Source organism: Armatimonadota bacterium, from assembly GCA_016789105.1.
In the GTDB taxonomy this organism is placed as follows: domain Bacteria; phylum Armatimonadota; class Fimbriimonadia; order Fimbriimonadales; family Fimbriimonadaceae; genus UphvI-Ar2.
Genome location: JAEURN010000008.1, coordinates 326,857 through 349,287, shown reverse-complemented (window position 1 = coordinate 349,287; position 22,431 = coordinate 326,857). Strand labels below are relative to the sequence as shown.

At 60.5% G+C, this 22,431-nt stretch carries 21 protein-coding genes; 9 read left to right on the top strand and 12 right to left on the bottom strand.

All coding sequences use genetic code 11. From position 1 onward, the window contains the following. Window positions 1-116: 116 nt before the first annotated feature. Complete coding sequence (locus JNM28_10195) at window positions 117-755, top strand: hypothetical protein (protein ID MBL8068810.1); 639 nt, start codon at window positions 117-119, stop codon at window positions 753-755. Here JNM28_10195 and JNM28_10190 read toward each other — a convergent pair. From JNM28_10190 to JNM28_10180, 3 genes are read right to left on the bottom strand one after another with little or no spacing between them, the layout of a single operon-like run. Further along, window positions 736-1,554 carry a M55 family metallopeptidase gene (locus tag JNM28_10190; protein MBL8068809.1) on the bottom strand — a complete coding sequence of 273 codons (819 nt, stop codon included), beginning with the start codon at window positions 1,552-1,554 and terminating at the stop codon, window positions 736-738. The genes JNM28_10195 and JNM28_10190 overlap by 20 nt on opposite strands. After that, window positions 1,551-2,057, bottom strand: a complete 507-nt coding sequence (locus tag JNM28_10185) for a hypothetical protein (protein MBL8068808.1) — start codon at window positions 2,055-2,057, stop codon at window positions 1,551-1,553. The genes JNM28_10190 and JNM28_10185 overlap by 4 nt, the downstream gene beginning before the upstream one ends. After that, complete coding sequence (locus tag JNM28_10180) at window positions 2,054-2,620, bottom strand: hypothetical protein (protein ID MBL8068807.1); 567 nt, start codon at window positions 2,618-2,620, stop codon at window positions 2,054-2,056. Before JNM28_10180 ends, JNM28_10185 begins: the two co-directional genes overlap by 4 nt. Window positions 2,621-2,714: 94 nt before the next feature. Here JNM28_10180 and JNM28_10175 point away from each other — a divergent pair, with 94 nt between their 5' ends. The 3 genes from JNM28_10175 to JNM28_10165 all read left to right on the top strand — a co-directional run bounded on the left by JNM28_10175 (window position 2,715) and on the right by JNM28_10165 (window position 5,599). Next, window positions 2,715-3,866: a DnaJ domain-containing protein gene (locus tag JNM28_10175; protein MBL8068806.1), complete on the top strand. Its 1,152-nt coding sequence runs from the start codon at window positions 2,715-2,717 to the stop codon at window positions 3,864-3,866. A 95-nt stretch (window positions 3,867-3,961) separates the two neighbouring features. Beyond that, on the top strand, window positions 3,962-4,909 hold the full coding sequence (locus tag JNM28_10170) for a zf-HC2 domain-containing protein (protein MBL8068805.1): 948 nt from the start codon (window positions 3,962-3,964) through the stop codon (window positions 4,907-4,909). Between the two features lie 21 nt (window positions 4,910-4,930). Continuing rightward, a complete protein-coding gene (locus JNM28_10165; GenBank protein ID MBL8068804.1) occupies window positions 4,931-5,599 on the top strand; it encodes a hypothetical protein in 669 nt (222 codons plus the stop codon). On the opposite strand, the gene JNM28_10160 is transcribed toward JNM28_10165, so the two are convergent. After that, on the bottom strand, window positions 5,596-6,249 hold the full coding sequence (locus JNM28_10160) for an HAD-IA family hydrolase (GenBank protein ID MBL8068803.1): 654 nt from the start codon (window positions 6,247-6,249) through the stop codon (window positions 5,596-5,598). The two genes, JNM28_10165 and JNM28_10160, sit on opposite strands and share 4 nt — an antisense overlap. Continuing rightward, complete coding sequence (locus JNM28_10155) at window positions 6,249-8,096, bottom strand: GAF domain-containing protein (GenBank protein ID MBL8068802.1); 1,848 nt, start codon at window positions 8,094-8,096, stop codon at window positions 6,249-6,251. The genes JNM28_10160 and JNM28_10155 overlap by 1 nt, the downstream gene beginning before the upstream one ends. A gap of 98 nt (window positions 8,097-8,194) precedes the next feature. On the opposite strand from JNM28_10155, the gene JNM28_10150 reads away from it, so the two are divergent. Next, the gene (locus tag JNM28_10150) at window positions 8,195-8,869 is read left to right on the top strand and encodes an LON peptidase substrate-binding domain-containing protein (GenBank protein MBL8068801.1); all 675 of its coding nucleotides are present in this window, start codon (window positions 8,195-8,197) and stop codon (window positions 8,867-8,869) included. On the opposite strand, the gene JNM28_10145 is transcribed toward JNM28_10150, so the two are convergent. Then, window positions 8,866-9,324, bottom strand: a complete 459-nt coding sequence (locus JNM28_10145) for a purine-binding chemotaxis protein CheW (protein ID MBL8068800.1) — start codon at window positions 9,322-9,324, stop codon at window positions 8,866-8,868. The genes JNM28_10150 and JNM28_10145 overlap by 4 nt on opposite strands. Before the next feature lie 88 nt (window positions 9,325-9,412). Between JNM28_10145 and JNM28_10140 the strand changes: the two genes are divergently transcribed. After that, on the top strand, window positions 9,413-10,438 hold the full coding sequence (locus JNM28_10140) for a hypothetical protein (protein MBL8068799.1): 1,026 nt from the start codon (window positions 9,413-9,415) through the stop codon (window positions 10,436-10,438). Between the two features lie 3 nt (window positions 10,439-10,441). Here JNM28_10140 and JNM28_10135 read toward each other — a convergent pair whose 3' ends face one another. Both JNM28_10135 and JNM28_10130 read right to left on the bottom strand, forming a co-directional pair. Then, window positions 10,442-12,103, bottom strand: coding sequence for an FAD-dependent oxidoreductase (locus tag JNM28_10135; protein MBL8068798.1), 1,662 nt, complete (start codon window positions 12,101-12,103; stop codon window positions 10,442-10,444). Further along, window positions 12,024-12,413 (bottom strand): VOC family protein, encoded by a 390-nt coding sequence (locus JNM28_10130; protein ID MBL8068797.1) that lies wholly within the window; start codon window positions 12,411-12,413, stop codon window positions 12,024-12,026. The genes JNM28_10135 and JNM28_10130 overlap by 80 nt, the downstream gene beginning before the upstream one ends. Before the next feature lie 66 nt (window positions 12,414-12,479). Here JNM28_10130 and JNM28_10125 point away from each other — a divergent pair, with 66 nt between their 5' ends. Then, window positions 12,480-13,712 (top strand): hypothetical protein, encoded by a 1,233-nt coding sequence (locus JNM28_10125; protein ID MBL8068796.1) that lies wholly within the window; start codon window positions 12,480-12,482, stop codon window positions 13,710-13,712. Here JNM28_10125 and JNM28_10120 read toward each other — a convergent pair. From JNM28_10120 to JNM28_10110, 3 genes are read right to left on the bottom strand one after another with little or no spacing between them, the layout of a single operon-like run. Next, on the bottom strand, window positions 13,691-14,452 hold the full coding sequence (locus JNM28_10120; GenBank protein MBL8068795.1) for an HAD-IIA family hydrolase: 762 nt from the start codon (window positions 14,450-14,452) through the stop codon (window positions 13,691-13,693). The two genes, JNM28_10125 and JNM28_10120, sit on opposite strands and share 22 nt — an antisense overlap. A 4-nt stretch (window positions 14,453-14,456) precedes the next feature. Continuing rightward, window positions 14,457-15,485 (bottom strand): polyprenyl synthetase family protein, encoded by a 1,029-nt coding sequence (locus JNM28_10115; protein MBL8068794.1) that lies wholly within the window; start codon window positions 15,483-15,485, stop codon window positions 14,457-14,459. Further along, window positions 15,482-16,204: a ubiquinone/menaquinone biosynthesis methyltransferase gene (locus tag JNM28_10110; protein ID MBL8068793.1), complete on the bottom strand. Its 723-nt coding sequence runs from the start codon at window positions 16,202-16,204 to the stop codon at window positions 15,482-15,484. Before JNM28_10110 ends, JNM28_10115 begins: the two co-directional genes overlap by 4 nt. A gap of 183 nt (window positions 16,205-16,387) precedes the next feature. Between JNM28_10110 and JNM28_10105 the strand changes: the two genes are divergently transcribed. Together JNM28_10105 and JNM28_10100 are read left to right on the top strand one after the other, a co-directional pair. Then, complete coding sequence (locus JNM28_10105) at window positions 16,388-17,995, top strand: hypothetical protein (protein MBL8068792.1); 1,608 nt, start codon at window positions 16,388-16,390, stop codon at window positions 17,993-17,995. Between the two features lie 168 nt (window positions 17,996-18,163). Further along, window positions 18,164-19,576 carry an ankyrin repeat domain-containing protein gene (locus JNM28_10100; protein ID MBL8068791.1) on the top strand — a complete coding sequence of 471 codons (1,413 nt, stop codon included), beginning with the start codon at window positions 18,164-18,166 and terminating at the stop codon, window positions 19,574-19,576. A gap of 26 nt (window positions 19,577-19,602) precedes the next feature. Here the strand turns inward: JNM28_10100 and alaS are convergent, their stop codons facing one another. Beyond that, entirely contained in the window at window positions 19,603-22,392 is a 2,790-nt protein-coding gene (alaS, locus tag JNM28_10095; GenBank protein ID MBL8068790.1) for an alanine--tRNA ligase, read from the bottom strand. Between the last annotated feature and the right edge of the window lie 39 nt (window positions 22,393-22,431).

Genomic DNA, 22,431 nt, shown 5'->3' with positions numbered 1-22,431 from the left:
GATATCGGATAAGCCACGAAAATTGCCAGTGCAATTCTTGCGGATTTTCCCAATTGCGGCAAAAGAATGGCGGCCTCTCACGAATACCTCACAGAACCCATAATCCATTCATCGCCATGTCGCTCACCGAGATCGTGACTGTGCTCTTCACTGCCTATATCACGGTGGATATGGCCAAGTATCTGCGTTCGGGCGAATTGCGGACTGATTTCTGGGCGTTCCGCACCCTAAAACGGTGGCGTTGGGTTGGGGCCGTGGCCGCCTGCCTTTTTCTCGCGGCGGCCACGTTTGCCATTGGCATCACCCTTTATTCGCTGGCCGGGCCGTTGGCCCGCTGGAGTTGGCTGCTTCTGTTGCAGAGCCCCGCCCATCCCGAGCCACAAGCGGGGAACCTGATGACGGCCGGCATCAAGATCCCTTGGTTCGCCTTGGCCTTTTTCCCGCTGCTCGCCCTCAACATCCCCCGGCTGGCCAAGCGAGAGGAGGAGGTTTTCCGCCACCGGATCCGGTCAGTGCCGCAGGCCATGCTGAAGAGCGTGAAATTCGGCTTCGTGCATGCGGTGGTCGGCGTGCCTCTTGGGTTTTGTGTGGCCCTGATCCTGCCCGGGCTAGTGTTCAGTTGGGTTTACACCAAAGGGGGAACCCGGCTTTCCACGGCTTGGCACGCCACGTACAACTACATCATCCTGGTGGTGGCGTTCACCTTTCTCTATGGGCTGCCGTTTTTGGGCCAGCTCACAACCCGGCAAAACTGATAGCCCTGCGGATGGCGATGTGGGCGTCCCGCCAGCTGGCAAATTCTTGCCGGATGCGGTAGGCGTCCACCCGCGTCCAACCTGGGAGTTGGGAAGCGGAGTCGGTTTCCTCGCTCCGGTTAAACTCCAGCTCGGCGACGGGGCCCGGATTGGTTTGCACAGGCGCGACGGAGGCCGCCATCGCCGCCCGGGCGGCCGATTCGATCGCCGGGCCGGTCACCGATGGGTGGAGCAGCCGCGCCATGTAACGCCCCATTCCGAACTTGGTGGTGGCCGTTGCGATGTTGGCAACCAAGGACTTTGCTTCCGCGACACCTTTATCATCGGATGTGGCCAAGGCAACCGGGACGCCGTGGCTGCCGGCTTCATAAACTGAGAGGCCCATTTCGCCCCTCTCCCGCCCGTCGATCCACAACCGGTGGACGCGGCCGCTGATCGTGTGTTCCATAACGCCTTCCGTCGAGCCGGCCATTCCGTGGTAGCCGACCAAAAATGCCCGGTTGAATGTCCGGTCGATCCCTTCCATCATGCCGCCGGGGCCGGGCCGTGACCCAGAAATGAGCTCCACCCCGGGCTCAAGTTCATCGATGAGGAGGTTGAGGCCGACATTGTGCGAATCTTTGACGACGATGTGCGTTGCGCCTCCGGCCTTGGCCCCGCGGATTGCCGCGTTCACGTCGTGGGTCATCATCCGTCGGGCAAACGCCCAGTCAAAGCAACTCCCATCCGGGGCCCCACATTGCTTCCAATTGACGACACCCGTCACCCCTTCGATATCCGCCGAAATGTAGACTTTCATTCGCTCTTTGTCACCGTCATCCCCACAATCTCCCACTCTTCCTGTTCTCTTTCCTTGGGTGTCATATTGCGTTCATCCGGGGTGCTTTGCCTCTTGATGACCAAGCTCACGCGGGCGTTCCCTTTCTCGTACTTTCCTGTGAAGTCCACTTCGGCATAGATGACCCCGCGGTCGTCTTCTTCGGCGGCCCGGGATTCGTCGGCGCTGATGCGCTCCGTGGACTTCAAGGGGCCAAGCTCCGTGGCAATCCACTGGAAATCCCCGGCGCGGATTTTGTCGCAGAGCCCGGGATCCGAATAGTCGATCAGGTTGTCGCCCTTGACCATTGCGGGGATGACCTCCCGTTCAACGAACGCCTTTGCTTCGCGTTGAATCTTGGCGTGGCCGTCGGTCCAAAAGTAGACCAGCCCGAGGAGCGGGGTCAACAAGAAGAATGCCAGGAACAAAGCCTTGACAGGCTTGGAATCGGTGTCGGGGATGCGGGTGACGGTGTCTTCGGTCATGGTGTGAGGGCGGCAATCTGTTCAAAAACGATCCATTGGGCAACGAACAGGCCAAGGCAGGCGGCAATTCTCAGCAAGATTTTTGCGGGCAAGGTGAGCGTGCCAAGAGGGATTTTTGTGGTGGCGTATCCGGCAAACAATGTTGTTCCGGCAATCCCTCCGTTGTTCACCGGGCTAAAGGGCAAGCCTTGCAAAAGGTAAACCCGGCCTGGGGTGGGCACCGTCGCGCGGATCAATTCGGCCCAGCCGAGGGCAGCCCCGCCCAAGCACAGGGCAAGAGTCAGGGCGCCCCAGGCTTCAGACTTCTGCCACAGGAAGATCCAGGCGGCCACCGTCAGCACAACCAAAAAATCAATGCCCAAGGAGCTGGCGTGGAAGGCGCGGACAAAAGGCTCCTGAAAATAGTAGCTCAGGGCGGTTTGGGGGTCGGGAACCGTGGTGATGCTCCGCAACTGGGTTCCGGCCAAGATGGTGCAACCGAATCCCAGAAGCCATTCGGGCCAGCCGGGGCCTCGATATTCACCCTTTGCCGGGCTTCCGGGCACAACCAGTTGAATGGGCATCGCCAAGTCCATTGTGCACCCTCCCAGCCAGGGTGCATGGGCGGGGCCTTTTCCCTGATGCCGCCGAGGTCTGCGAGCATAATCCCATAACCTTTTGGCGACCCTTTACGACGTCCTCGGGATATCCCACCGATCCAATGCCAAGCAGGTGCGCGAGGCGTACCACAAGTTGGCCCGCGAGTTCCACCCGGATGTCAACACGGCTTTGGATGCGCATGAGCGCATGGCCGAAATCAACGTGGCTTTCGAGGTTCTCAGCGACCCGTTGCGGCGGTCGCAATACGATTCCAGCATTGGGTTCCAGGCAACCGAACGGGAAACCCGCCAAGGCGACCAGGGCCGCCCGACAGCCGTCCGGGCAGAAATTTTCCGACGTTTGCGCCACCACCGCACCCCGGTTTACGGGATCGCTTTTGAACCAGGGGGACGGATGGTGAGCTCGTCGTTTGACAACGAGGTGATTTGGTGGGACTCGAAAATGGAACACCGCGCACACACCCACCGGTTCGAAGGGGGGGTCGTTAACGCGATCGGCGTTCCCGCCGACGGCCGAGTCGTGGCCGCCGGAAGCACCGAGCAGCTGCTGAGCTGTTGGACCTTGGGCCCGGGGGGCGAGGCGACCAGCTGGCGGCAATCGCCAAAGAGCTGGGTTTGCTGCGTGGCCCCTTCGCCCGACGGCAAACTGTTGGCTTATGGGACGGTCAACCGGAGCGCCCATGTTGCGAGGGCGGCGGACGGTTTTACAGAAGTTTCGGTGTTCAACCATGAAGAGTCGGTGACCGCGCTGGCTTGGCGGGCCGATTCCCGGGTTTTGGCCACCGGCAGCGCGGATGCCACCGTGCGGTTGTGGGACCCGCGCTCGGGGAGGGAGATCCACACCGTGAACCGGATCATCAGCACCGTGACGGCGATCTCGTTCAGTCCCGACGGCCGCTGGCTGGCAGTTGCCGCCGTGGATCTCAGCATCCGGATCGTCAAGCTCAGCGACATGAGCTTGGTCAAGACGTTCCACGGCCACTCCAGGCCGATCGAGGCCATGGCGTTCCACCCCCGCTCCTGGCTTTTGGCAACCGCCAGCCGTGACGGCTCGGTGGGGCTATGGGACGTCAAACGTGGCATCGGCCATGGGCAGATCGAGGCGAGCCACCAACCGATCAGCTGCCTGGCCTTTTCGCCGAATGGGCACTTTTTGGCCGCAGGGGGTTTGGACAAGATGCTGCGGGTGTGGAAACTCGGCGCAGCCTGAGGCTGGCGAAGGCCTAAAGGATCGTGGATCCTTGCCGATGATCCAATTGGGCAAGCCTGCGGATGCAGGTTCAAAGCTCACAAACGGGATCAAGAATGGCTGTCAAAAACATCGAGTGTCAGATCGCGACCGTTCTGATGAAGCGGTTTTTGGACGGGGACAACCTCCCCCAAGGGCTGCTTGATGATTTGGAGCGCCATTTGCGGGCATGTCCCAGCTGTCAAGCGATTTTGAACAACGAGCACAAATCGATTGAGGAAGTGCTCGACGGACCAATGGAAGCTAAAGGCGTGGCCGGGTGGATGTCTCGACTGGGCGCCCAGCCAGCCGGTCTCGCGATGGCCGGCCCAGCCCAGGCGTTTATGCATTCTGGGTCCGCTTCGTTCGCCATCGCCGCCCCGGCTCCCGGGATTGCCGCCCTCAAAAACCCCAAGGTTTTGTTCCTCAGCATCGCGTTGGCTGTGGTGCTGATCGCGATGAGCACCCTTTTGCGCAACCCGACTTCGCTCCTTGGCCCCCGCGCCTCCAATACCGCCGCTGCAACCTACACCGAGCCCAAAGACGAGCATCCGGCCGGGGGTGGAACCGAGGAATCCGGCCATGACACCGAACCGAAGGCCGACACCACCAAGCACCCTGCCCCAACCAAGGAGTCGGAAGCCGAAGCCGTCGAAGATCACAAGCAGCCGGAAGGCGAACCCAACCACTCCACGACTGAGATCCCGAAACAGAAGGGCCCCGAAAAGCTCGTGCCCGATCCCCGCGTGCCGGGCGAACCCACTTTGCAGAACTCCGGAATCATCGTCGCCGGAGGCAACAATCAAAAGAAGCCTCAAGAACCGGCACAAAAGCCCGCGGGCAATGGGGCAAACGCCAAACCGGTGACAACGAAGAAATCCCCGGCCCCAACACAAAGGACTTCGACTTCGCGCAAACCGGCCACAACCCGGAAACCATCCCCCAAACCCAAACCGGCGGCAACCCAACCAAAGTCCAAATCCGGAATCAAAGTTTATGATGAACACGGAAAACCTGTGCATTAACGACCAAACAGAGAGAAAACGATGAAACTAGCCGCACCGATCGCCCTCATCCTGGCTTCCATGACATGCCTGGCCACCGCCCAGGAAGAGGTAAAGCCAAACCCGGTTGCCGTGGATGGCCCGCAAGTGTCGATCTCGGCCAAAGGGGATGATGTCCGCAGCGTCCTTTACGAACTGTTCCGGCAATCCGGACACAATTTCGTGCTGGATGCCGGGGTCCGCTGGGTGCTGTACCTCCACCTGGAAGAGGTCACGTTCCAAGAGGCATTAGATATCGTCGTCCAGAATGCCGAAATCGGATATGAGGTGAAAGGAGGCGTCTATTACATTGGGAAGAACCGTCCCAAACCTCAGGCCAAGCCGACCTCAGCCAAGCCGAACCCCACACCGACCCGCCCGGAAAACACCGGCCAACCAGAAACTCCGGCCAAAGGACGCGTCTCCGACGAAGCGCTTCAGAAGCACCTCACAACCCGGTACAGCGTGACGCCGATCCGCAAAGTCTTTGAAGAGTTCTCCCGGCAGACCGGGGTCAAGATCGAAGTCGGCGAATCGGTGCCCGATTACAAGCTGGACGCCTTTTTGATCGACACGAGCCTCAAATATGCCCTTGACGTGATTTGCGATGCGGCAAAACTCAAATGGTCAAAAACCGACCGGGGCACGATTTTGATTGAGAAGGCCGGTTAGGCAAACTGTTCTAAAAACCGGCGGTCTGCCTGCAGGAGCGATTCCAAACGGCGGTCAGCCAGGCTGAGATCGAACGAGGCTGTGACAGGGTTGGGGATGGCCACAGCCGCCATCCCGGCCCTCTTTGCGGCGAGGAGGCCGTTGGTCGAATCTTCAAAGGCCAAGGTTTCGGCTGGATTTGTCCCGAGTTCGGCGACCGCCGCCAAGTAGACCTTGGGATCTGGCTTTTTTGCCCCCACCCGGTCTGCGGTCCAAATGATCGGGAACCGGTCTCGCAGACCATGGTTTTGCAGATGGCCGTCGACCCACAAATGCCGGGAGCTGGAAGCGATGGCAAAGGGGATCTGCATGTCGTCTAGCAGGGAAAGGATCTCGAAAACTCCTGGCCTAGGTGAGATTTCGAGTAGCCGAGCATCGCGGATACGCCTCACTTCGGCTTCTGCGGCCCGAACGTCGATCCCTGGAACCAGTTCAGCCAGGTGGTCTTCTACTTTCCAGGGCACTTCGCCCCCTCCGACACAATTGGCCCACTCGTTAGGCTCCAGGGTGGCACCGTGAGAGGCAAACACGCACGCCCAGCTTTCGAACTCAGGGGTTTCGGTATCGAGGATGAGGCCGTCAAAATCGAAGACGACCCCCCGGACAGCCACTAGTTGTTGAGTTCCTTGGCCTCTTCGATGTTGATGCGTTTGGGCATGGTGAAAAGGAACGTCGAGCCCTTGCCGATTTCCGATTCAACCCAGATTTGCCCCATGTGCACTTGTTCAACAAGGTGCTTGACCAAGAAGAGCCCGAGCCCGGTTCCGTAGATCTTGCGGTTGTCTTCGTTGTTGACCCGGTGGAACCGTTCAAAAACGCGGGCCAGGTGCTCTTTGGGAATCCCGATCCCGTGGTCTTCGACGCCGACTTTGATCTGGTCACCCTCTGTCCAAGCATGCACGACCACGTCGCCGCCTTCGGGGGAGTATTTGATGGCGTTGTTAAGGAGGTTGGTAAGGATTTGGTCGAACTTGTCTTCGTCGCCGATGATGGTGGCCGGCGCATCGCCATGGATTTGCAACTTGACCTCGTGCCGGTTGGAGGCCTGGTTTTGCACGCGGACAACTTTTTCAAGCAGCGGGACAAACTCGAACTCGGTGTAGTTGGGTTTGAGGCTTTCTCCCGATTCGATCCGGGCGGTGTTGAGGAGGTCGTCGATGAGGCGGCGGAGCCGGTCGCATTCGCCGACGATGATCCCAAGGAACTCCTTTTGGTCTTCTTTGCTGTAGAGTTCGTGGTCAACTCCGTCCAGGAGGGTGCTGGAAAATCCTTTGATGGCGGTGAGCGGGGTCCGCAGTTCGTGCGAGGCCATGGCCACGAACGAACTCTTCATCTTGTCGAGGTTTTTCTGCTCGGTGATGTCGTTGATGATCATCACATATCCGAGTTGCTTTCCTTCTTCGTTGCGGACTTGAGCACCTTGAACCTGGTAGTCGCGCATCGAATGGCTGAGGTCGATTTCAACGTCGATGGCCGCGGGCTCTTCCCCGTTCAACCCCGAAGCCATGAAGGCGCGCAGGATATCGGAATCGGTGACTTCTTCATAGTGGCGTCCGATGACCTCGCCCTCCATGCGGAAGATAGCGCGGGCAGTGGCGTTCATCTGGCTGATTTTGCCTTCTGGCGAAACGAGCACAAGTCCGCTGGTGAGGGATTCGAAGGTCTGCAGGAGCTCTTCGTTTTCCCGCATGACGGCTTTGTAAAGCTGCAGGTTCGCGATGATCGAGCCGACGTTTTTGGCCATCCGCTCCAAGAGCCGCACGTCTTCGTCATTGAATTCTTCGCCGTGGCGTTTGTTGAACGCGTGGAGGACCCCGATGGTTTTGCGGTCGGTGATCCGGTTTTCTTCGTCTCGCTTTTCAATAACCAAGGGCACCGTGACCCCATTGGTGACGTGGAGCAGGGTGACCAGGTCTTTGCTGGTGCGGTCATCGGTGGCGGCGTTGTGGAAGACCGCCGGGATGCCTTCTCGGAAGACTTCGCCAGAAACCCCTTGGGTGGCGCGCACGCGGAAATGGCTGAGCTTTTCGTCGTCGAGGCCATAGGCCGGGGGGATAGCGACGAGTTCGCCGGCCTCGGACTCGAAGAACATGATGACGATCTTCTCGGCCTGGAGGATCATGGCGATCCGTTGCACAAGCCTTCTCAGGGTGACGTCGCCTTCTTGAATGTTGGCGACTTCTCCACTGGATTCGACCGGCGTGGCGCGGACGGCGCTATCTGAGGCCTGGCCCTCTTCTTGGCCACCGCCAGACTTGAGCGAATTATTCTCCTGTCTGAGCCGTTCGAGTTCGGCGGTGAGGTCTTGTAGCTTGCGCTGCAAGTCGTCGGATTCGAAAGTTCCCATATCGGTGATGCTCATGCTGCGGCCCCGCCCCGTTTGACGCCAAAAATCCGCTTGGTTGAGGTTACCCAGCTTTGCCAGGGCCGCGACTTGGCGCAGGGGTTGGACAGCCAACTCCCGGACTTTGTGCCCTCCAAAGACTGTGATCGGACCGAATTGCCCAGGGGCGGCAAGCAGGTTTTTTGCCCGGCCCGGTGGCTATACTCGCTCCTATGCTGGATCAGCTTGAGGAACTCCCGTTGTTTCCTCTCAATGCGGTGCTGTTGCCCCACGCGCGCATGCCGATCCATATTTTTGAGCCGCGTTACCTGGAACTGGTGCGCAATTGCCTCCGCAACGAAACCGGATTCGGGATCTGTCTCAACAAGTCGGCGGGTGGTTCGGGCGGGCTCGACGACCCCCATTTGGTGGGCACGGCCTGCCGGATCCTCTCCGTCCAAACCCATTCGGACAAGACGATGGACATCGTTGTTGAGGGGCGGCGGCGGTTCCGGATCCGCCGGATCGAAGAAGACAAATTCCCTTACCTTGTCGGGCATGTCGAACCGGTGACGGAGGAAGAATCGGCTGAGCCTAACCGCCAAGAAGCCCTTGCGATCCGGGTCCGTGAGCTGATGTCCACCCTGATCGAGCAAGCCCTTCAGCACGCCAACATGCAAGTCGCATCGGTGAAACTGCCTGAAGATCCGGTGGCTTTGTCGTTTGTTGTCGCCGAATTCCTTGGCCTGGAGCCCATTCGGCAACAGCGGTTGATCGAAGTCACCGATACCGTTGAAAGGCTCGCCGAATTAGTCCCCGTGATCGAAGACCACCTTGCCGAACAAGAGCAGCCGCTTTATTCCCGGCTGACCCCTCAAGACTTGGCCGAGTGGATCAACCTGAATTAGGCAGCCGCCTTGTGGGCCTTACCAACCGCCTTGGCCACCGCCACGGGAAGCAGGTGGTCGGTGTCTAAAAGGACTGTCAAATTGTCGCCTTTGCGGCCGATCGCCTCAAAAAAGGCATCATCGGCGTTTTTCAGCATCGCCGGGCTCTCATCGATCTCCCCGTCTTCAAAGGCCTCGATGCCTTGGACGCCATCCACACGCAAGGCCGTCCGTCCGAAAGCCCCGGAGACGACGATGTAGTTGGCGCGGCCATCGCGGGTGGGGAAATCCATCCTCGTGCGCAGGTCGACAGCAGCGAGGGTCTCACCCCGCAGTTCAAAGACGCCCATCACCATTTTGGGTGCGCGTGGGATGTGGGTCGGAGACTGGTTGTCCAAAATCCTTTCGACCCGATCGATCGGGATGCCGTACCGCTCTCCTTCAAGCGTGAAGATGACGTATTTCATTTCTGCCATAGACAGGTCCTCCAGTACTCTGTTCCGTTAAACCCGACCGATATTCCTGTTAAATCCGCCGGAGTATCTGCCATGATGGGATCCAGTGATGATTGCTGCGGTCATGGCGGTATCGGCAATTGCCCAATCGGGCCCGGTCGAGCGCCTCGTCCAGTTTTTGAATGCGGCTGACCGCCGGGGAATCACCTTTTCAGCCACTGCCGGGGCATACCGCCTGACCGCCAAGCTCAGCTACGCTTGGCCAGATCAGCAGATGGCCGCCTTTTCCATGCCGGAGGGAAAGGTGGATTTTTATCAACAGGGCCACCGCGTCCTTTTGGCAAACCATGCCTCCAAAGCGTATTACGAATATGAAACCGGCGCGAAGATGTCGCCTCCCCCGCCGGAAGCCTCTTTTGCCAGCGACCTCTATCCGGGATTCCTGTGGTCGTTCCGCAAAATTGAGAACCTGAAGAAGGCCAAGCCAGATGGCAAGTCAACAATCCAAGGGGTCGAATGCGATTGGATCAAGATGACCGAGCAATCGATGGAAGGGCCGAGTTCGGCCCGCTTTGCCATCGGCCCCGACGGCATGTTGATGCGCGCCGAAATCCAACAGCCGCAAAACCCATTGATGACCTTTGAATTCACCGAGTACACATGGCCTTATTTCGACATTTCGGCATGGGTGTACCAACCGCCGGTCGGATACGTGCTTGGCAATGCCCCCAAAGTCCACTACCCACCCACAACCGGCGCCAAGCTCAACTTGAAATCTTGGAAAGGGGCAGACTTTGCCGGTTTGAACAAGGGTGGCCTCGCGATTCTGGTCACCGCCGAGGGCGGCAATCCAGACAATTTGATCGTCAAGGATGCCCCAGCGCTGGCCGCGACCCTGAAAGGCTTGGGGGTTGCCTTGGTCGAAGTGCATTTGGATGGGCCCGCCCCCAAACGCAAGTGGACGGCGGTGGCGGACCCCTCGGGGGCGATCGAAGGTGAGCTCGACATCCCCGTCACCCCCTACATCTTCTATGTGGGACGCGACGGGGCCGTCATCAGCGGATGGGCCGGATATGCCCCGGATCAAAAGGAAAAGCTTCTCAAATCGGCGCGGGACGCCTTTGCGGGTGAATAGCCATTAGAGGGGTCTGAGCCGTGGCCAGTCCGTCTGGACCCCTGCTCGCCAAAGCCGGTTCCGGAATTCGTTGAATCTCTGTTCGGAGCCATGGATCCCCGCCGGCTCCGTTCCTTGTTGCAGGCACGATGCGGCAAGGTGGGCGGCGGCTTCGCCGATGTTCCACTCGATGGGGTGCAGCCGGTAACACCCGTTGGTGATGTGGGTGACGCCCAAGTTCTTGCCAGCTACGATCAAGTTCCGTACCCGCACCGGGATCAAGCTCCCCAGCGGGATTTGGAAGGGCAAGGTGCTGGTGTCGATGGTCGGGTGCCCATTGGCGCTGGGGTGGAGGTCGATCCGGTAGGCCCCAACCCCGACGCTCATCGGCATTTCGGGCGCCACGGATAGTCCTGGGTTGGTGTAAGCCGCAATATCCTGTTCACACACGGTGTGAAGGGCTTCGATTCGCCGGCTTTCACGGATGTAGGGTTCGGCGGCGAGCCCGTCGTCGGTGCCCGTGTGCTCTGGGGCGAACCGCAAGCCCCGGTACCCATGTTCTTTCTGGAGCCAATAGAGCATCGACCGGGTGAGGTCTTTGGCTGATTCAAAGTGGCTCTCGGCCTCGCGGGGATCGACATCGACCACCGACCCCAAGGCGTAATCGTTCATGGGCCAGTTCATGATCGTGGCGGCCGGCACCCCATCTTTGTGGATTTCGGGATTTGCGATTTGGCGGTACGAAAACAAGTTGAATCCGCCGTTGCCGAACAGGGGGAAGTGCCGGGGCTCCCCAGTCTGGACATTGAGCATGCTGAAGCTCAGAAGTTTGTCCGGCCAATGGGGAGGCTGGTGATCTCGCCAAAAAGGGTAGTTCGCAGGCTCTTCGATGGTGTGATCCGCACCTTCTTCATAAGTGAGGGCCGCGCACCAGGTGAACGACTGGACGTTTCCAGGTTCCGGTTCGCCCGGCAAGGCATTCGGCTCCCCGGTTTGAGCTTGGGACTCTGCTCCCAGGCGGTATTCGGTTCCAGTTGCTCGGATGAGGTCGCCGAGCTCAGTGGCATCAAGGAAGAATGCCGCCTCAACCGTGATATCGTCCGCCCCCGGACGGCTGAAACGCACCGATCTGATCCGGTCACCGGCAACGTCGGCCGCGAGGGGTACCCAGTTGTCCTGCATGGAAATGTCGGCCGGAGCCCCGAGCATGGCGTGCAGGACTTCGACCCCGACTACCGGGGAAAAGCAAAGCCGGCTCACCCAGCCTCCACCTGGGTTCAGGAACGGATCGGCCTGGGCGGCGGGCGTTATGCCGCCATGCAACCGGTAGTGGGCTCTGACCCGGTTCCGGAACTCCCGATAGGTAGCCGTGCATCCTGTGGTCTCGATCCAAGGGTGCTCGTCTGGCGGCACGGCTTGGGAGGTCAACTGCCCTCCGATCGGGCCGGGCCCCGTGATCCACAAGACCCGGACATCTGTTCCGGCCAGGGCCAGGGCGGCGGCCGTGCCCCCGGTCCCGCCACCAACGATGCAAACATCGCATTCCAAGTGGAACCGGTCGCTCACACAACCATCGTACCCACCGGAAACCAGCCCTGGCCGACCCTCAACCCAACGGGGCGAAAAGATCGACCTTATTACCGTCGGGATCGACGACTTGGGCGTAACGCTGTCCCCAAAAAGCATCGAACGGTTCCATCGAGCCTTTGAACCCAGCCGCCAACACCGAAGAGAAAACCGAATCGACGCCGGCCGCATTTCCACAGTGGAAAGCCATTCCCGTGCGCTGGCCGACCGGGGACTGCCAATTCTTGTCCAATTGCTTGATCAGGTCGAGCGAATCCCACATCAACCGGATGCCATTGGGGAGGGTTGCTTCCAAGTGATCCTCGGTCGCGTCGAAGTCCGGTACCGGCACCCCCAAGAGGGCGTAAAATCGCAACGAGGCCGCAATATCGGCGCTCACAATGCCGATGGCGTCAAGCCGAATTTCCATGAATCGATCTTACCCCCGATTAACCGACGTGCGTCTACTATTTTTACAATATTGCGAGGTTCATTTTTGAAACGCCGGGTTTTGTGGATCGCCATCGGGTTGGCCATTTTGTTCCTGGCCCTTTGCGGCGGAGGCGGATTGGCCCTTTATCGGAGCCTGAATTCAGCTTCCAATTCGCTGGAAGCCGAGTTTTCCAAGGCACGGTCGCATGGGATTCCTCTAACCGCCGACGAGGTACCAGAGCCGGTGTCCGTCGAACCGTCACGGAATGCGGCATTGGCCTATAAGGGCGTTTTCGACGAATGGCAACGAGTCCGGCCAAAGATCGACGACAAGCGTTGGCAATCCCTCTCCAACGGTCGGATTTTGGATGAAGACAAGGCCCAACTCCTTTCCGAATGCGGGGCGCTTGCCGACCTTTTTGCCCGGGCCGCTTCCAAGCCGGCAGCCCAATGGTCGATCGACTACCGGTCGGCGGCATTTTCTGATTACCCGGTTTGGTCAGCAATCGGGGACGCGGCCACTGTGTGGGCAGAACGGTTGCCGGCATTCGGCCCCGGTGAGGCCCGGACCGGCTTTGCCGCATCCGGGCACGTGTTGTCATCCCACGACCCCGGTTCGCTGCGCACGGCGAGCCTCATCCGGATTGTGACGCTGAAAGAGATCGCGGAAGGTCTGCCGGAGGGCGACCGGTCCTGGACCAAATCGATGCATGAAGTGCTGGACCAGGCCAAACCCATTGATCCGATCCCGGTTTGGCGGACAACAGCCTTTTTGCAGTACGAGACATGGACCCGCTACGGGGAACTCACCAAGGAGCAGAAAGAGACTTTTGGTGCGGCCATGCGCGAGCAGGGCGTGGTGGTGGATGCCCAAACAGCCGAAATCCTCAAGTTTTGGAACGAAGCCCTGGCCGACGCCGAGGGCAAACCGGCCCTAACGCAATACATCGAATTGGGGGAAAAGGTGCGCAAGCTGCGAGAGCGCACAGACCCCGGGGCCGTGGCCTTGCAAAAATTGTGGGGGCTTCCCTCGGCCAAGGGGGGCGCAGGGTCGCTGGAATGGCTGATCGCCAACGAGCAGCTTGCGCTGATGCAACAAGCCCTGGATATCCTCGTGCAATCGGAAGACCTCCCCGACCGGTTTGATTGCAAACGGGTCAGCGTCTTGGGCCAGGTGCCGTTCACCTACCAAAGAACTCCAGATGGATTTAGGCTTTCCGCCAAACCGGCACCGGTGCTGGCGGCGGATTCCCCGCTCGCTCAGCAAAACCTGGCCTACGAATTCCGTTCCAAATAGTCGGCAAGCCCGGCCAAAGTCGGACTGCCCATGAACCCTTGAACAGGACTTGAGGTGACCCCGGTTAGAACCAACCAAGGCAGGCACCCGGCGTTCAATGCCGATTGGATGTCCGTGTCAGGACGGTCGCCAGCAAAAACCGCTTCAGAGGGTTCGACACCTAGGCTGTGCGCCGCCCACGCGGCCATGGCGGGCGACGGTTTGCCCACGATCTCAGGCGGGATGCCACTGGCCGCCTCGACCGCGGCGACGATCGCCCCCGCCCCGGGGGCGAACCGGTTGCCTTCGAACGGATACGTTTTGTCCGCATTGGTGGCCAAAAACGCCGCCCCCTCACGGATGGCATCCGCCGCCGCCTGCAGCATGGCGTAATCGAAGGTGTGGCAAATGCCGACGACCACCGCTTCCGAAATGCCGAACGGCACGGCGCTCAGCCCCGCTTCGGCGAGTGTTTCAAAGAGTCCCGGATTGCCCACAACCCCGACGGAGCGGATATTCCTCTCAACAAGGGTTTGGGCGGCCACTTGCCCAGATGTGACGACCCACCCTGGTTCGCAAGGGATGCCAAGACCCCGGAGTTTTTCCGTGACCTGGATTGGCCGCGCCGCCGAATTGTTCGTCAAGTACCGGACTGGCAGGCCCATCCGGACGATCCGGTCGATGGCTTCTTGGGCGCCGGGGCAAGGTTCGCTCCCCCGGTAGACCGTTCCATCGAGGTCAAGGAAAACGGCCCGGGCCATGGGTTCAGCTTTGACGCCGGACGACGCCGTAGGTCACCCCAGCCAAAAGCCGCCGCTCGGAAGAATCGGCAAGGGCGGAAAGGCTTTCCCGGGCGCTCGAAGCCTGTTCCCGGGCGTCTTGGTCGGCCCTGGCCAATGCGTTCCGGTCGTTCATCCAACCGAGGATCAGTTGCAGGTCTTCTTCGCTTGCCCCGTTTCCAAATTTTTTGGCGACGAATGCCCGCTCTTCGGTTGAGAGTTCGGTGAGAAGGTAGATCAGTGGCAGCGTGGCTTGGCCCTCGCGGAAATCCCCGGCGACCGGTTTACCGGTTTTGGCGGCATCCCCCCGGAAATCCAAGATGTCGTCAGCTATTTGGAACGCCATCCCCAAATGGTGGCCATAGGTTCCAAGGGCCGTTGTCTCCACGGCCCCGGCGCCGGCGATCAGCCCGCCGATGCGGCAGCAGGCTTCGATGAATCCCGCCGTTTTCATGCGGAGCACGCGGAGGTGTTCGTCCCTCCCCAATTCGATATCGCCCCTGACCCCGATTTCGAGGATCTCTCCTTCCGCCAATTCCACCACGGCCTGGCTCACAAGCCGGATGATCGCCAAATCGCCGTCTTCGGCAAGGATTTTCATCGCTTTGGCCAACAGGACGTCACCTCCGAGGATGCTGGGAGTGATTCCGTGGGCGGAAAATGCAGTCGGCCTGCCCCGGCGGGTGTCGGCATCGTCAATGACGTCGTCGTGGATGAGGGTGGCCATATGCACCATCTCCATCGCCGCCCCTAGCCGCACCGCCCGGCCTTGGTCGAAACCGCCGTTGGCTGCACGGGCGCTGAGAAAGACCAGTGCCGGACGCAACCGTTTGCCGCCACCTTCCAGGGTTGTTCTTCCAACGGCTTCCGCCAACGGGACGGCCGAACCCATTTGGCGTTGCAGTTCCGCTTCGACTTCGGCAATATAGTCTTGCGTGTCGGCAATCGTCTTGGGATCGATCCGGAGCGATTCGAATGCTTCGCCAAGAGAGCTCAGAAATCCGCCGACGGTCATGCCTTCACCCCCCAATGGATGGCGATGTTGCCGAAGAATCGGCTTGTGGAGTGGACTCGGGTGAATCCCGCAGCCTCGATCTCCTTAGTGAGTTGTTGCCTGTCCATGAACCGTTCGGTGCTTTTGGGGAGGTAAGCGTAGGCCTCGGGTTTGCGGAGGATCCGCCCCAACAACGGCACCGAGACGTGGTACGCCCACCGGCTGACCGGCCCGAAGAATCCTTTTGGCTCAGACATATCCACGCTCACAAACCGTCCCCCTGGCTTGAGAACTCGTGCGGCCTCGCGCAAGGTCTTGCCGATGTCGGGGACGTTCCTCAACCCCCATCCGACCGTGACCGCGTCGAATTGCGAACTGGCGATGGGGAGTTCGGTGGCATCCGCCAACATCAGGTCGGCAGAACCTGCGAGCTTTTGTGCGGCGATTGCCAGCATCGGCGCACAAAAATCGAGTCCCGCCACGGAGCCTTTTTGGCCGACGGCCGCCTTTGCTGCCACCAAGAAATCTCCGGTTCCGCAGCAGAGGTCGAGAACCGATTCGCCGTCTGTGAGGCCGATGAGGCGGCAGGCTTCTGCCCGCCACCGGTAATGCCCGCGGGCCGACATGATGGAATTGGCCAAATCGTAAGTGGGGGCGATGTCGGCAAAGAGACCCCGCACGGCTTCCCGTTTTTCGGCCCCCTCGGCTTCCCATGGGGGTGTTTGGGTGGATTGAGCCATATCCGTGTCGAGATACTACCGGTTCGGCTCTGAATTTTCAATATTTATTGAAATTACAGGAATTTTTGTCCTTCTTGCCCTGTATTTTTACCAGGCTTGTTAATATCGTCGGGTTGGAATGTGTTAACCATGCCTAGAGTGTTGGTGAGAATCCGTTCCGCACTTCGTCAGAATGATTGACGCATGGCCAAGATCCCCGACGGTCTCCTGCAATTCTTAGAAATCCTCCCCCCTGTCATCCGCGAAAAGCTGGATTACCACCCCGACCTGCACAGCTTGGTTGAAGTCGTTATGGACTACGGCCGCCCGGCAGAAGCCCGGTTTTTGCGCACGGTCGAACGGTGGCCGGGGACAGTGATTTCTGAGCACGACATCGAATTCACTGTCAAAGCCATCGGTGAATTCGGGGGGGACAACCGCGCCGGGATCGAGCGGACACTGCACCGCATTTCGGCGATCCGGAACCGGCACAACCGGGTGATCGGCCTGACTTGCCGGGTCGGCCGGGCCCTGGAGGGCACGATCGACATCATCGACGACATCGTGCGGAGCGGTCAATCCATTTTGATCCTCGGGCGGCCCGGAGTCGGCAAAACAACCAAGCTCCGCGAGGTGGCCCGGGTTCTTGCCGACGAAGTGAACAAACGGGTCGTCATCGTGGACACCTCCAACGAGATCGGCGGCGACGGCGACGTCCCCCACCCGGCGATCGGGAGTTCGCGCCGGATGCAGGTACCGAATCCGGTGGACCAGCACAACGTGATGATCGAGGCGGTGGAGAACCACATGCCGGAAGTCATCGTGATCGACGAGATCGGCAACGAGTCGGAAGCACAGGCCGCCCGGACAATTGCCGAACGGGGCGTCCAGCTTATTGCCACCGCCCATGGCCAAAGCCTGGAGAACTTGATGCTGAACCCCGCGCTTTGCGACCTGATTGGCGGGATCCAGGCCGTCACGCTCAGCGACGACGAAGCCCGGCGGCGCGGTTCTCAGAAGACGGTTTTGGAGCGCAAAGCCCCGCCAACTTTCGATGTGGTTCTGGAACTACTGGATTTCGACCGATTGGCCGTCCACCACAACGTGCAAAAGACCGTGGACTTGATGCTCCGTGGAGTTGCGCCCCGGCCCGAGCTGCGCGTTCGCACCGAATCCGGTTCGGTTGAAGTGCTCCAGAAGGAGTTTTCGCCCGAGATCGACGAGCCCGGCTTCAACGAGCGGTTCCCGAGCCTGAGCAAAAAGCCCAAAGATCCAGAGGAGCCGAAAACCGCCGCCAAGCCGCCACAAGGGGGCCAAAACCAACGCGACAAGGCTGCCGCCGCCGCCAAAACTGTGCGGATCTACCCCTATGGCATCGCCCGGACCCGTTTGGAGAGGGCGATCCGCGAGCGCAAAGTCCCCGCCCTCATCACCAACGACATCCACCAGGCCGACGTGGTGATCGCCATCCGCAGCGTCCAGCAAAACCAGCCCGGCAAGTTGAAGACGCTCAACAAGAACGTCCAGGTGATCGCGGTCAAGTCCAACACGTTCGGCCAGATTTCGGGAGCGCTGGATGAGGCGATGCGGGGGGTCACCGGTCAGGATATGGGGTTGGATTCGGCGCTGGAAGAAGCAGCCGAAGCCGTCAAATCGGTTTTGCAATCCAACAAGCCGGTTGAACTCGCCCCACGCGACGCCCGCCTGCGCAAGCATCAACACCAATATGTGGAGACTCAGCGCTTAGCCAGCGAAGCGGTCGGCCAAGAGCCCGAACGGCGCATTCGCATCTTGCCAGTCAAGCTCCGGTAGCGGGCTGCTGGGTTGGTCACTGCGGCCGACATGCAGTAGAATCGGGGGAAGGCGTTCCGGTCGCCCCCCCGTCCGCGGAAAGGAGCCCAGCCCACCGGAGAGAAACAAATACAACCACATGGCCTTTCGGCTTTTCCGGCGGCGGACGACGGAATCACAGGAAAGACCATGTCAAAAACACTCCCGACCCGACCGGACCTCGACGTTTTGAAGCGCGAGGCCAAATCCCTCCTCCGATCAGACGGATCCTTGGCCACTTTGGCCCAGGCCCAGCACCAGCTTGCCAAAGGCTATGGCTTTAGCGGCTGGGCCGAGCTCAAATCGCATGTCGAAGCGGTCAACGCGGCGCGATTGGATCCCGAAACTTGGTTGAAGTCGGCCGATTCGCCCCATCCCAAGCCGCGCCACCCCAATCCAAGCCACGATTTTTGGCTTATGCTGGCAAACGGTGACCCGGCCGTCATCCCGTTGTTGCAGGCTTCCCCCATATTGGCCGATACGCCGGGTGGGCCACTCAACCGTTATCCTTTGCATTACCTTTGTTGCCTGAACGTGCAAACATCTGACTTCCTAGGCGTTCTCCGGGCCTTGTTGGAGGCGGGGGCGGATCCCAATGTCCGGTTCGAGCACCATGCCTACAAGGGGAGTTCGCTCAGCCCGGCCTGGGGAACCATCCAATACCACCGCGATCTGGAAGGGCTCCGGATTCTTTTGGAGCGCGGGGCCGACCCCAACGACAACGAATGCGTCTACCACGCCGCCGAATTGTCCGACCCCGCGTTCCTCGAACTCCTCTTCGCCCACGGCGCCACCGAAGTCGGCACCAACGGGTTGGCGAGAGCCCTGGACTTTGAGCGCATTCGGCAAGTCCAAATCCTGCTTGAAAACGGCGCCGATCCCAATGACCGCACAACTGGCGAAACCCGCCTCCACCACGGTCTGCGCCGTGGCCGAACCAAAGCGGTTTTGCAACTCGTGGTGGAAGCCGGGGCCGACCTCAATGCCCTCAGCAAGGAGGGCATGAACGTGGCCGAGCATGCGGCCACCCGCTGCAACTGGGAGACCTTTGAGTGGATGCGGGCGATTTCTGGGCTCCCGGTGACCGGTGAAGCCGAAATGGTTGCCCGGATCCGCGGCGGCCAGCCTGTCGACGTCCGTTTCCACCCCGGAATGTCTCGTTCGACCAAGGCCCTGTTGGCGCACGCCGCCTATTTTGGGGATGCGGAGTTGGTCGACCGGTTGCTTGCCATGGGTTGGCCGGTCGACGAGCCGGACAACGCCAACGCCTCGGGCAGCCGGACCGCGACTCCGTTGGAGTGCGCGGCTTTTGCGGGCCATGTCGAAATCGTCCGGACGTTGATCGCGCATGGGGCTGACCTCGCCCATTACGACCCGCATTACCGCGGCACGCCGTTCACCTATGCCTGCTATGGAAGCGAAGCCAACCCTGGGGGTCGGCAAGTGGAATGCGTTCGCCTGCTTTTGGAGGCGGGTTGCCCGTTGCCAGACTCCCCCTACACCGCTAGCGATGAGGCAAGGGATGCCGTGGCGGCCTTCCTGGCCCAAAAGCGCGGCCAGTGACCGTCATCCCCCGGTGATGCCGAGTTTCAGGCGAGCTGAGACAGAACGGCTTCTGCAGCGGCAAGGGCCTCGTCCACTTTGGCGGGGTCTTTGCCACCGGCGGTGGCAAAATCCGGTCGCCCGCCGCCCCCACCACCGGCGACCTTGGCGGCTTCCCGCACGATGTCTCCGGCTTTTGCCCCGGCGGTGAGGGCGGCAGCACCCACTTTGCAGACGAACATGATTTTTCCGTCTGCGACAGCGGAAACCAACACCACCGCCTCCGGCCGACCATCCACGAGGCGGTCGGCGGCAAGTTTGGCCTCGGCGGGGTCGCAATCTTCGAGTTTTTGGATCCGCAGCACCACCGGCCCGATGGCTTTTTCCGTGGCAGCGGCGGAACCTGCCCCTTGTTGGACAAGCTTCTCCCTCTTCTTCCGCTCTTCGCGGAGGGATTCGAGCATTTTTTCAACAGCAGTGGCTAGGTCGCGGGGTTGCGCTTTGAGCTTGTGGGCCGCCTCGGCGATGAGCGCCTGCTGGCCGTGGAGCCAATCGTACGCCCCGACCCCTGTGACGGCAGTGATCCGCCGGACACCCGAAGCGGCCGACGATTCGTGGAGGATTTTGAATAGCCCGATCTCCCCCGTCGCCGCCACGTGGATGCCGCCACAGAGTTCGCGACTAAAGCTGGGGTCGCCGGGGGGCATGCCCCCGATTTGGACAACCCGAACGTGGTCGGCGTATTTTTCGCCAAAGAGCGCCATGGCCCCCATCGCCCGCGCCTCGTCGATCGGCACATCTTGGTAAGTGACAACCGGGAGGTTCGCGATGATGTGCCGGTAAACCGCGGATTCGACTTCGCTGACCTGTTCCGGGGTCATGGCGGCTCCGTGGGTGAAGTCAAACCGCAGGATTTCGTCGTTGACCAAGGATCCGGCTTGGGTGACATGGGTCCCCAGCGTTTGCCGCAGGGCGGCGTGCATCAAGTGGGTAGCTGTGTGGTTGCGGGTGACCGCTTTGCGCCGGTCGGCATCGACCAGGGCCTGCACCGGCTTGCCGAAATAGAGCTTATTCAGGTGCATGAGGGCTTCGTCTTGGCCCATGCCGAAGGCGTTGGGGCTTTGTTCCGGCTTGACGATGTGGACGAAGATGCCGTCTTGTTTGGTCACATCCAGCACCCTCAGGCGGAACCCGTCGCCGACGATCACCCCGGTATCGGCGACCTGCCCCCCGCTTTCGGCATAAAACGGAGTAGACCGGAGGGCGAGGACGAACTCGTCGCTGGCCCCTTCCGGTTCCATGACTGGGTGGGCGCCAGTGATCTCGGTCTCGGCTTCAGCAGCGTGGTAGCCCAAGAATTCTGTGGGTTCGGGCTTGGTTTCGGCGGCAAAGATGAGCACACCAACGCTGCCATAGACGGTGTCCATGCCGGCACTGGCCCGAGACCGTTCCTGGGCTTCCGCCATGGCTTCCCGGTAGCCTTCGGTGTCGACAGTGACGCCGGCTTCGGCGCAGATTTCTTGGGTGACCTCGAGCGGGAATCCGTACGTATCGTAGAGTTGGAAGGCGAAGTCGCCCGGAAGGGGGGTCGAAGCGGATCGAGATCCATTGTTCCAAGCGGCAAGATGCACGGTCAGGATGTCCGTCCCCTGCTCCAAGGTCCGCCGGAACAGGGCCTCCTCATTCCGCAAGGTCTCTAAAATTGTGTCGCGCCGGTCGGCCAATTCCCGGTAGTGGCCGCCCATGTCCGCAATCAAAACCTCGGCCAGCTTGTAAAAGAACAGATCGCCAAAGCCCAGAGTCCGCGCACCCTTCAACACGGCCCGGCGGATCAGGCGGCGCAGCACGTAACCCCGCCCGGTGTTGGACGGCAACACCCCATCCGCGATGCAGAAACACGCCCCGCGCAAGTGGTCGGCGACAATGCGCATCGCGCGCTTAACTTCGGGCGTGGATTCGTACCCCAATCCGCTGAGTTCGGCGAGCCGCTCCAAAATCGGTTTGAAGGCCCCGGTGTCATAGACCGATTTAAGTCCGCTCAGCACCATCGCCGTGCGTTCGAGCCCCATGCCAGTGTCGATGCTCTGGAACGGCAGGTCGGGCATGCCGGTTTTTTCGTACCCCTTTTCCGGCCGAGATGGTTCGCGCAAAACGCCCTGCCATTCGTATTGGATGAAGACGTCGTTCCAGATTTCGACCCAATTCTTGGCCGCGTCGTCGGCCAGCCAATCTTCGCGGGTGTAGCCGGGGCCGGGCACAGGGTCGTCGCTGGTCCAGTAGAACATCTCGCTGTTGGGACCGCAGGGCCCGGGAGGGCCCTTGCTAAAGGCTCCCGCGGGCCAATAGTTGGTTTCTTCACCCAACCGGAAAATCCGGCTGGCTGGGTCGAGCCCCGCCGAGGCGACGTGCCCGGCCCACCGGTCAAAGGCTTCGTCGTCCGTTTCAAAGACTGTGAAACTGAGTTTGGCCGGGTCGAGCCCGAGCCATTCCGGACTGGTCAAGAACTCCCAGGAATAGTCGATCGCCTGGGTTTTGAAATAGTCGCCGAAACTGAAGTTGCCCAGCATCTCGAAAAACGTGAGGTGGCTGTCATCGCCGACCTCTTCGATATCGCCGGTCCGGAAGCACTTCTGGGCCGTGGCCAATCGCTTGTTGGAGGGTTCGGCAACCCCCCGGAAGTAGGGCTTGAACTGCACCATGCCCGCCCCGTTGAAAAGGAGGGATTCATCGAGCCGGCCCGTCACATCGTAAGGGATCAGCGACCCACTGGGGAATTCGCTGTGGCCCTTGGAGATGAAGAAATCCAGGTATTTGCGTCGCAGGTCGTGCGGGCTCATCGGCGGGATTGATGGTACCTGCCAGGTTCGGGGGTGGGA

Bases quoted from the DNA above. Each gene is read 5' to 3' on its own strand.
- JNM28_10195 (MBL8068810.1), top strand. From the start codon at position 117: ATGTCGCTCACCGAGATCGTGACTGTGCTCTTCACTGCCTATATCACG.
- JNM28_10190 (MBL8068809.1), bottom strand. From the start codon at position 1,554: ATGAAAGTCTACATTTCGGCGGATATCGAAGGGGTGACGGGTGTCGTC.
- JNM28_10185 (MBL8068808.1), bottom strand. From the start codon at position 2,057: ATGACCGAAGACACCGTCACCCGCATCCCCGACACCGATTCCAAGCCT.
- JNM28_10180 (MBL8068807.1), bottom strand. From the start codon at position 2,620: ATGCCCATTCAACTGGTTGTGCCCGGAAGCCCGGCAAAGGGTGAATAT.
- JNM28_10170 (MBL8068805.1), top strand. From the start codon at position 3,962: ATGGCTGTCAAAAACATCGAGTGTCAGATCGCGACCGTTCTGATGAAG.
- JNM28_10165 (MBL8068804.1), top strand. From the start codon at position 4,931: ATGAAACTAGCCGCACCGATCGCCCTCATCCTGGCTTCCATGACATGC.
- JNM28_10150 (MBL8068801.1), top strand. From the start codon at position 8,195: ATGCTGGATCAGCTTGAGGAACTCCCGTTGTTTCCTCTCAATGCGGTG.
- JNM28_10145 (MBL8068800.1), bottom strand. From the start codon at position 9,324: ATGGCAGAAATGAAATACGTCATCTTCACGCTTGAAGGAGAGCGGTAC.
- JNM28_10140 (MBL8068799.1), top strand. From the start codon at position 9,413: ATGATTGCTGCGGTCATGGCGGTATCGGCAATTGCCCAATCGGGCCCG.
- JNM28_10135 (MBL8068798.1), bottom strand. From the start codon at position 12,103: ATGCTTTTTGGGGACAGCGTTACGCCCAAGTCGTCGATCCCGACGGTA.
- JNM28_10130 (MBL8068797.1), bottom strand. From the start codon at position 12,413: ATGGAAATTCGGCTTGACGCCATCGGCATTGTGAGCGCCGATATTGCG.
- JNM28_10120 (MBL8068795.1), bottom strand. From the start codon at position 14,452: ATGGCCCGGGCCGTTTTCCTTGACCTCGATGGAACGGTCTACCGGGGG.
- JNM28_10115 (MBL8068794.1), bottom strand. From the start codon at position 15,485: ATGACCGTCGGCGGATTTCTGAGCTCTCTTGGCGAAGCATTCGAATCG.
- JNM28_10110 (MBL8068793.1), bottom strand. From the start codon at position 16,204: ATGGCTCAATCCACCCAAACACCCCCATGGGAAGCCGAGGGGGCCGAA.
- JNM28_10105 (MBL8068792.1), top strand. From the start codon at position 16,388: ATGGCCAAGATCCCCGACGGTCTCCTGCAATTCTTAGAAATCCTCCCC.
- JNM28_10100 (MBL8068791.1), top strand. From the start codon at position 18,164: ATGTCAAAAACACTCCCGACCCGACCGGACCTCGACGTTTTGAAGCGC.
- alaS (MBL8068790.1), bottom strand. From the start codon at position 22,392: ATGAGCCCGCACGACCTGCGACGCAAATACCTGGATTTCTTCATCTCC.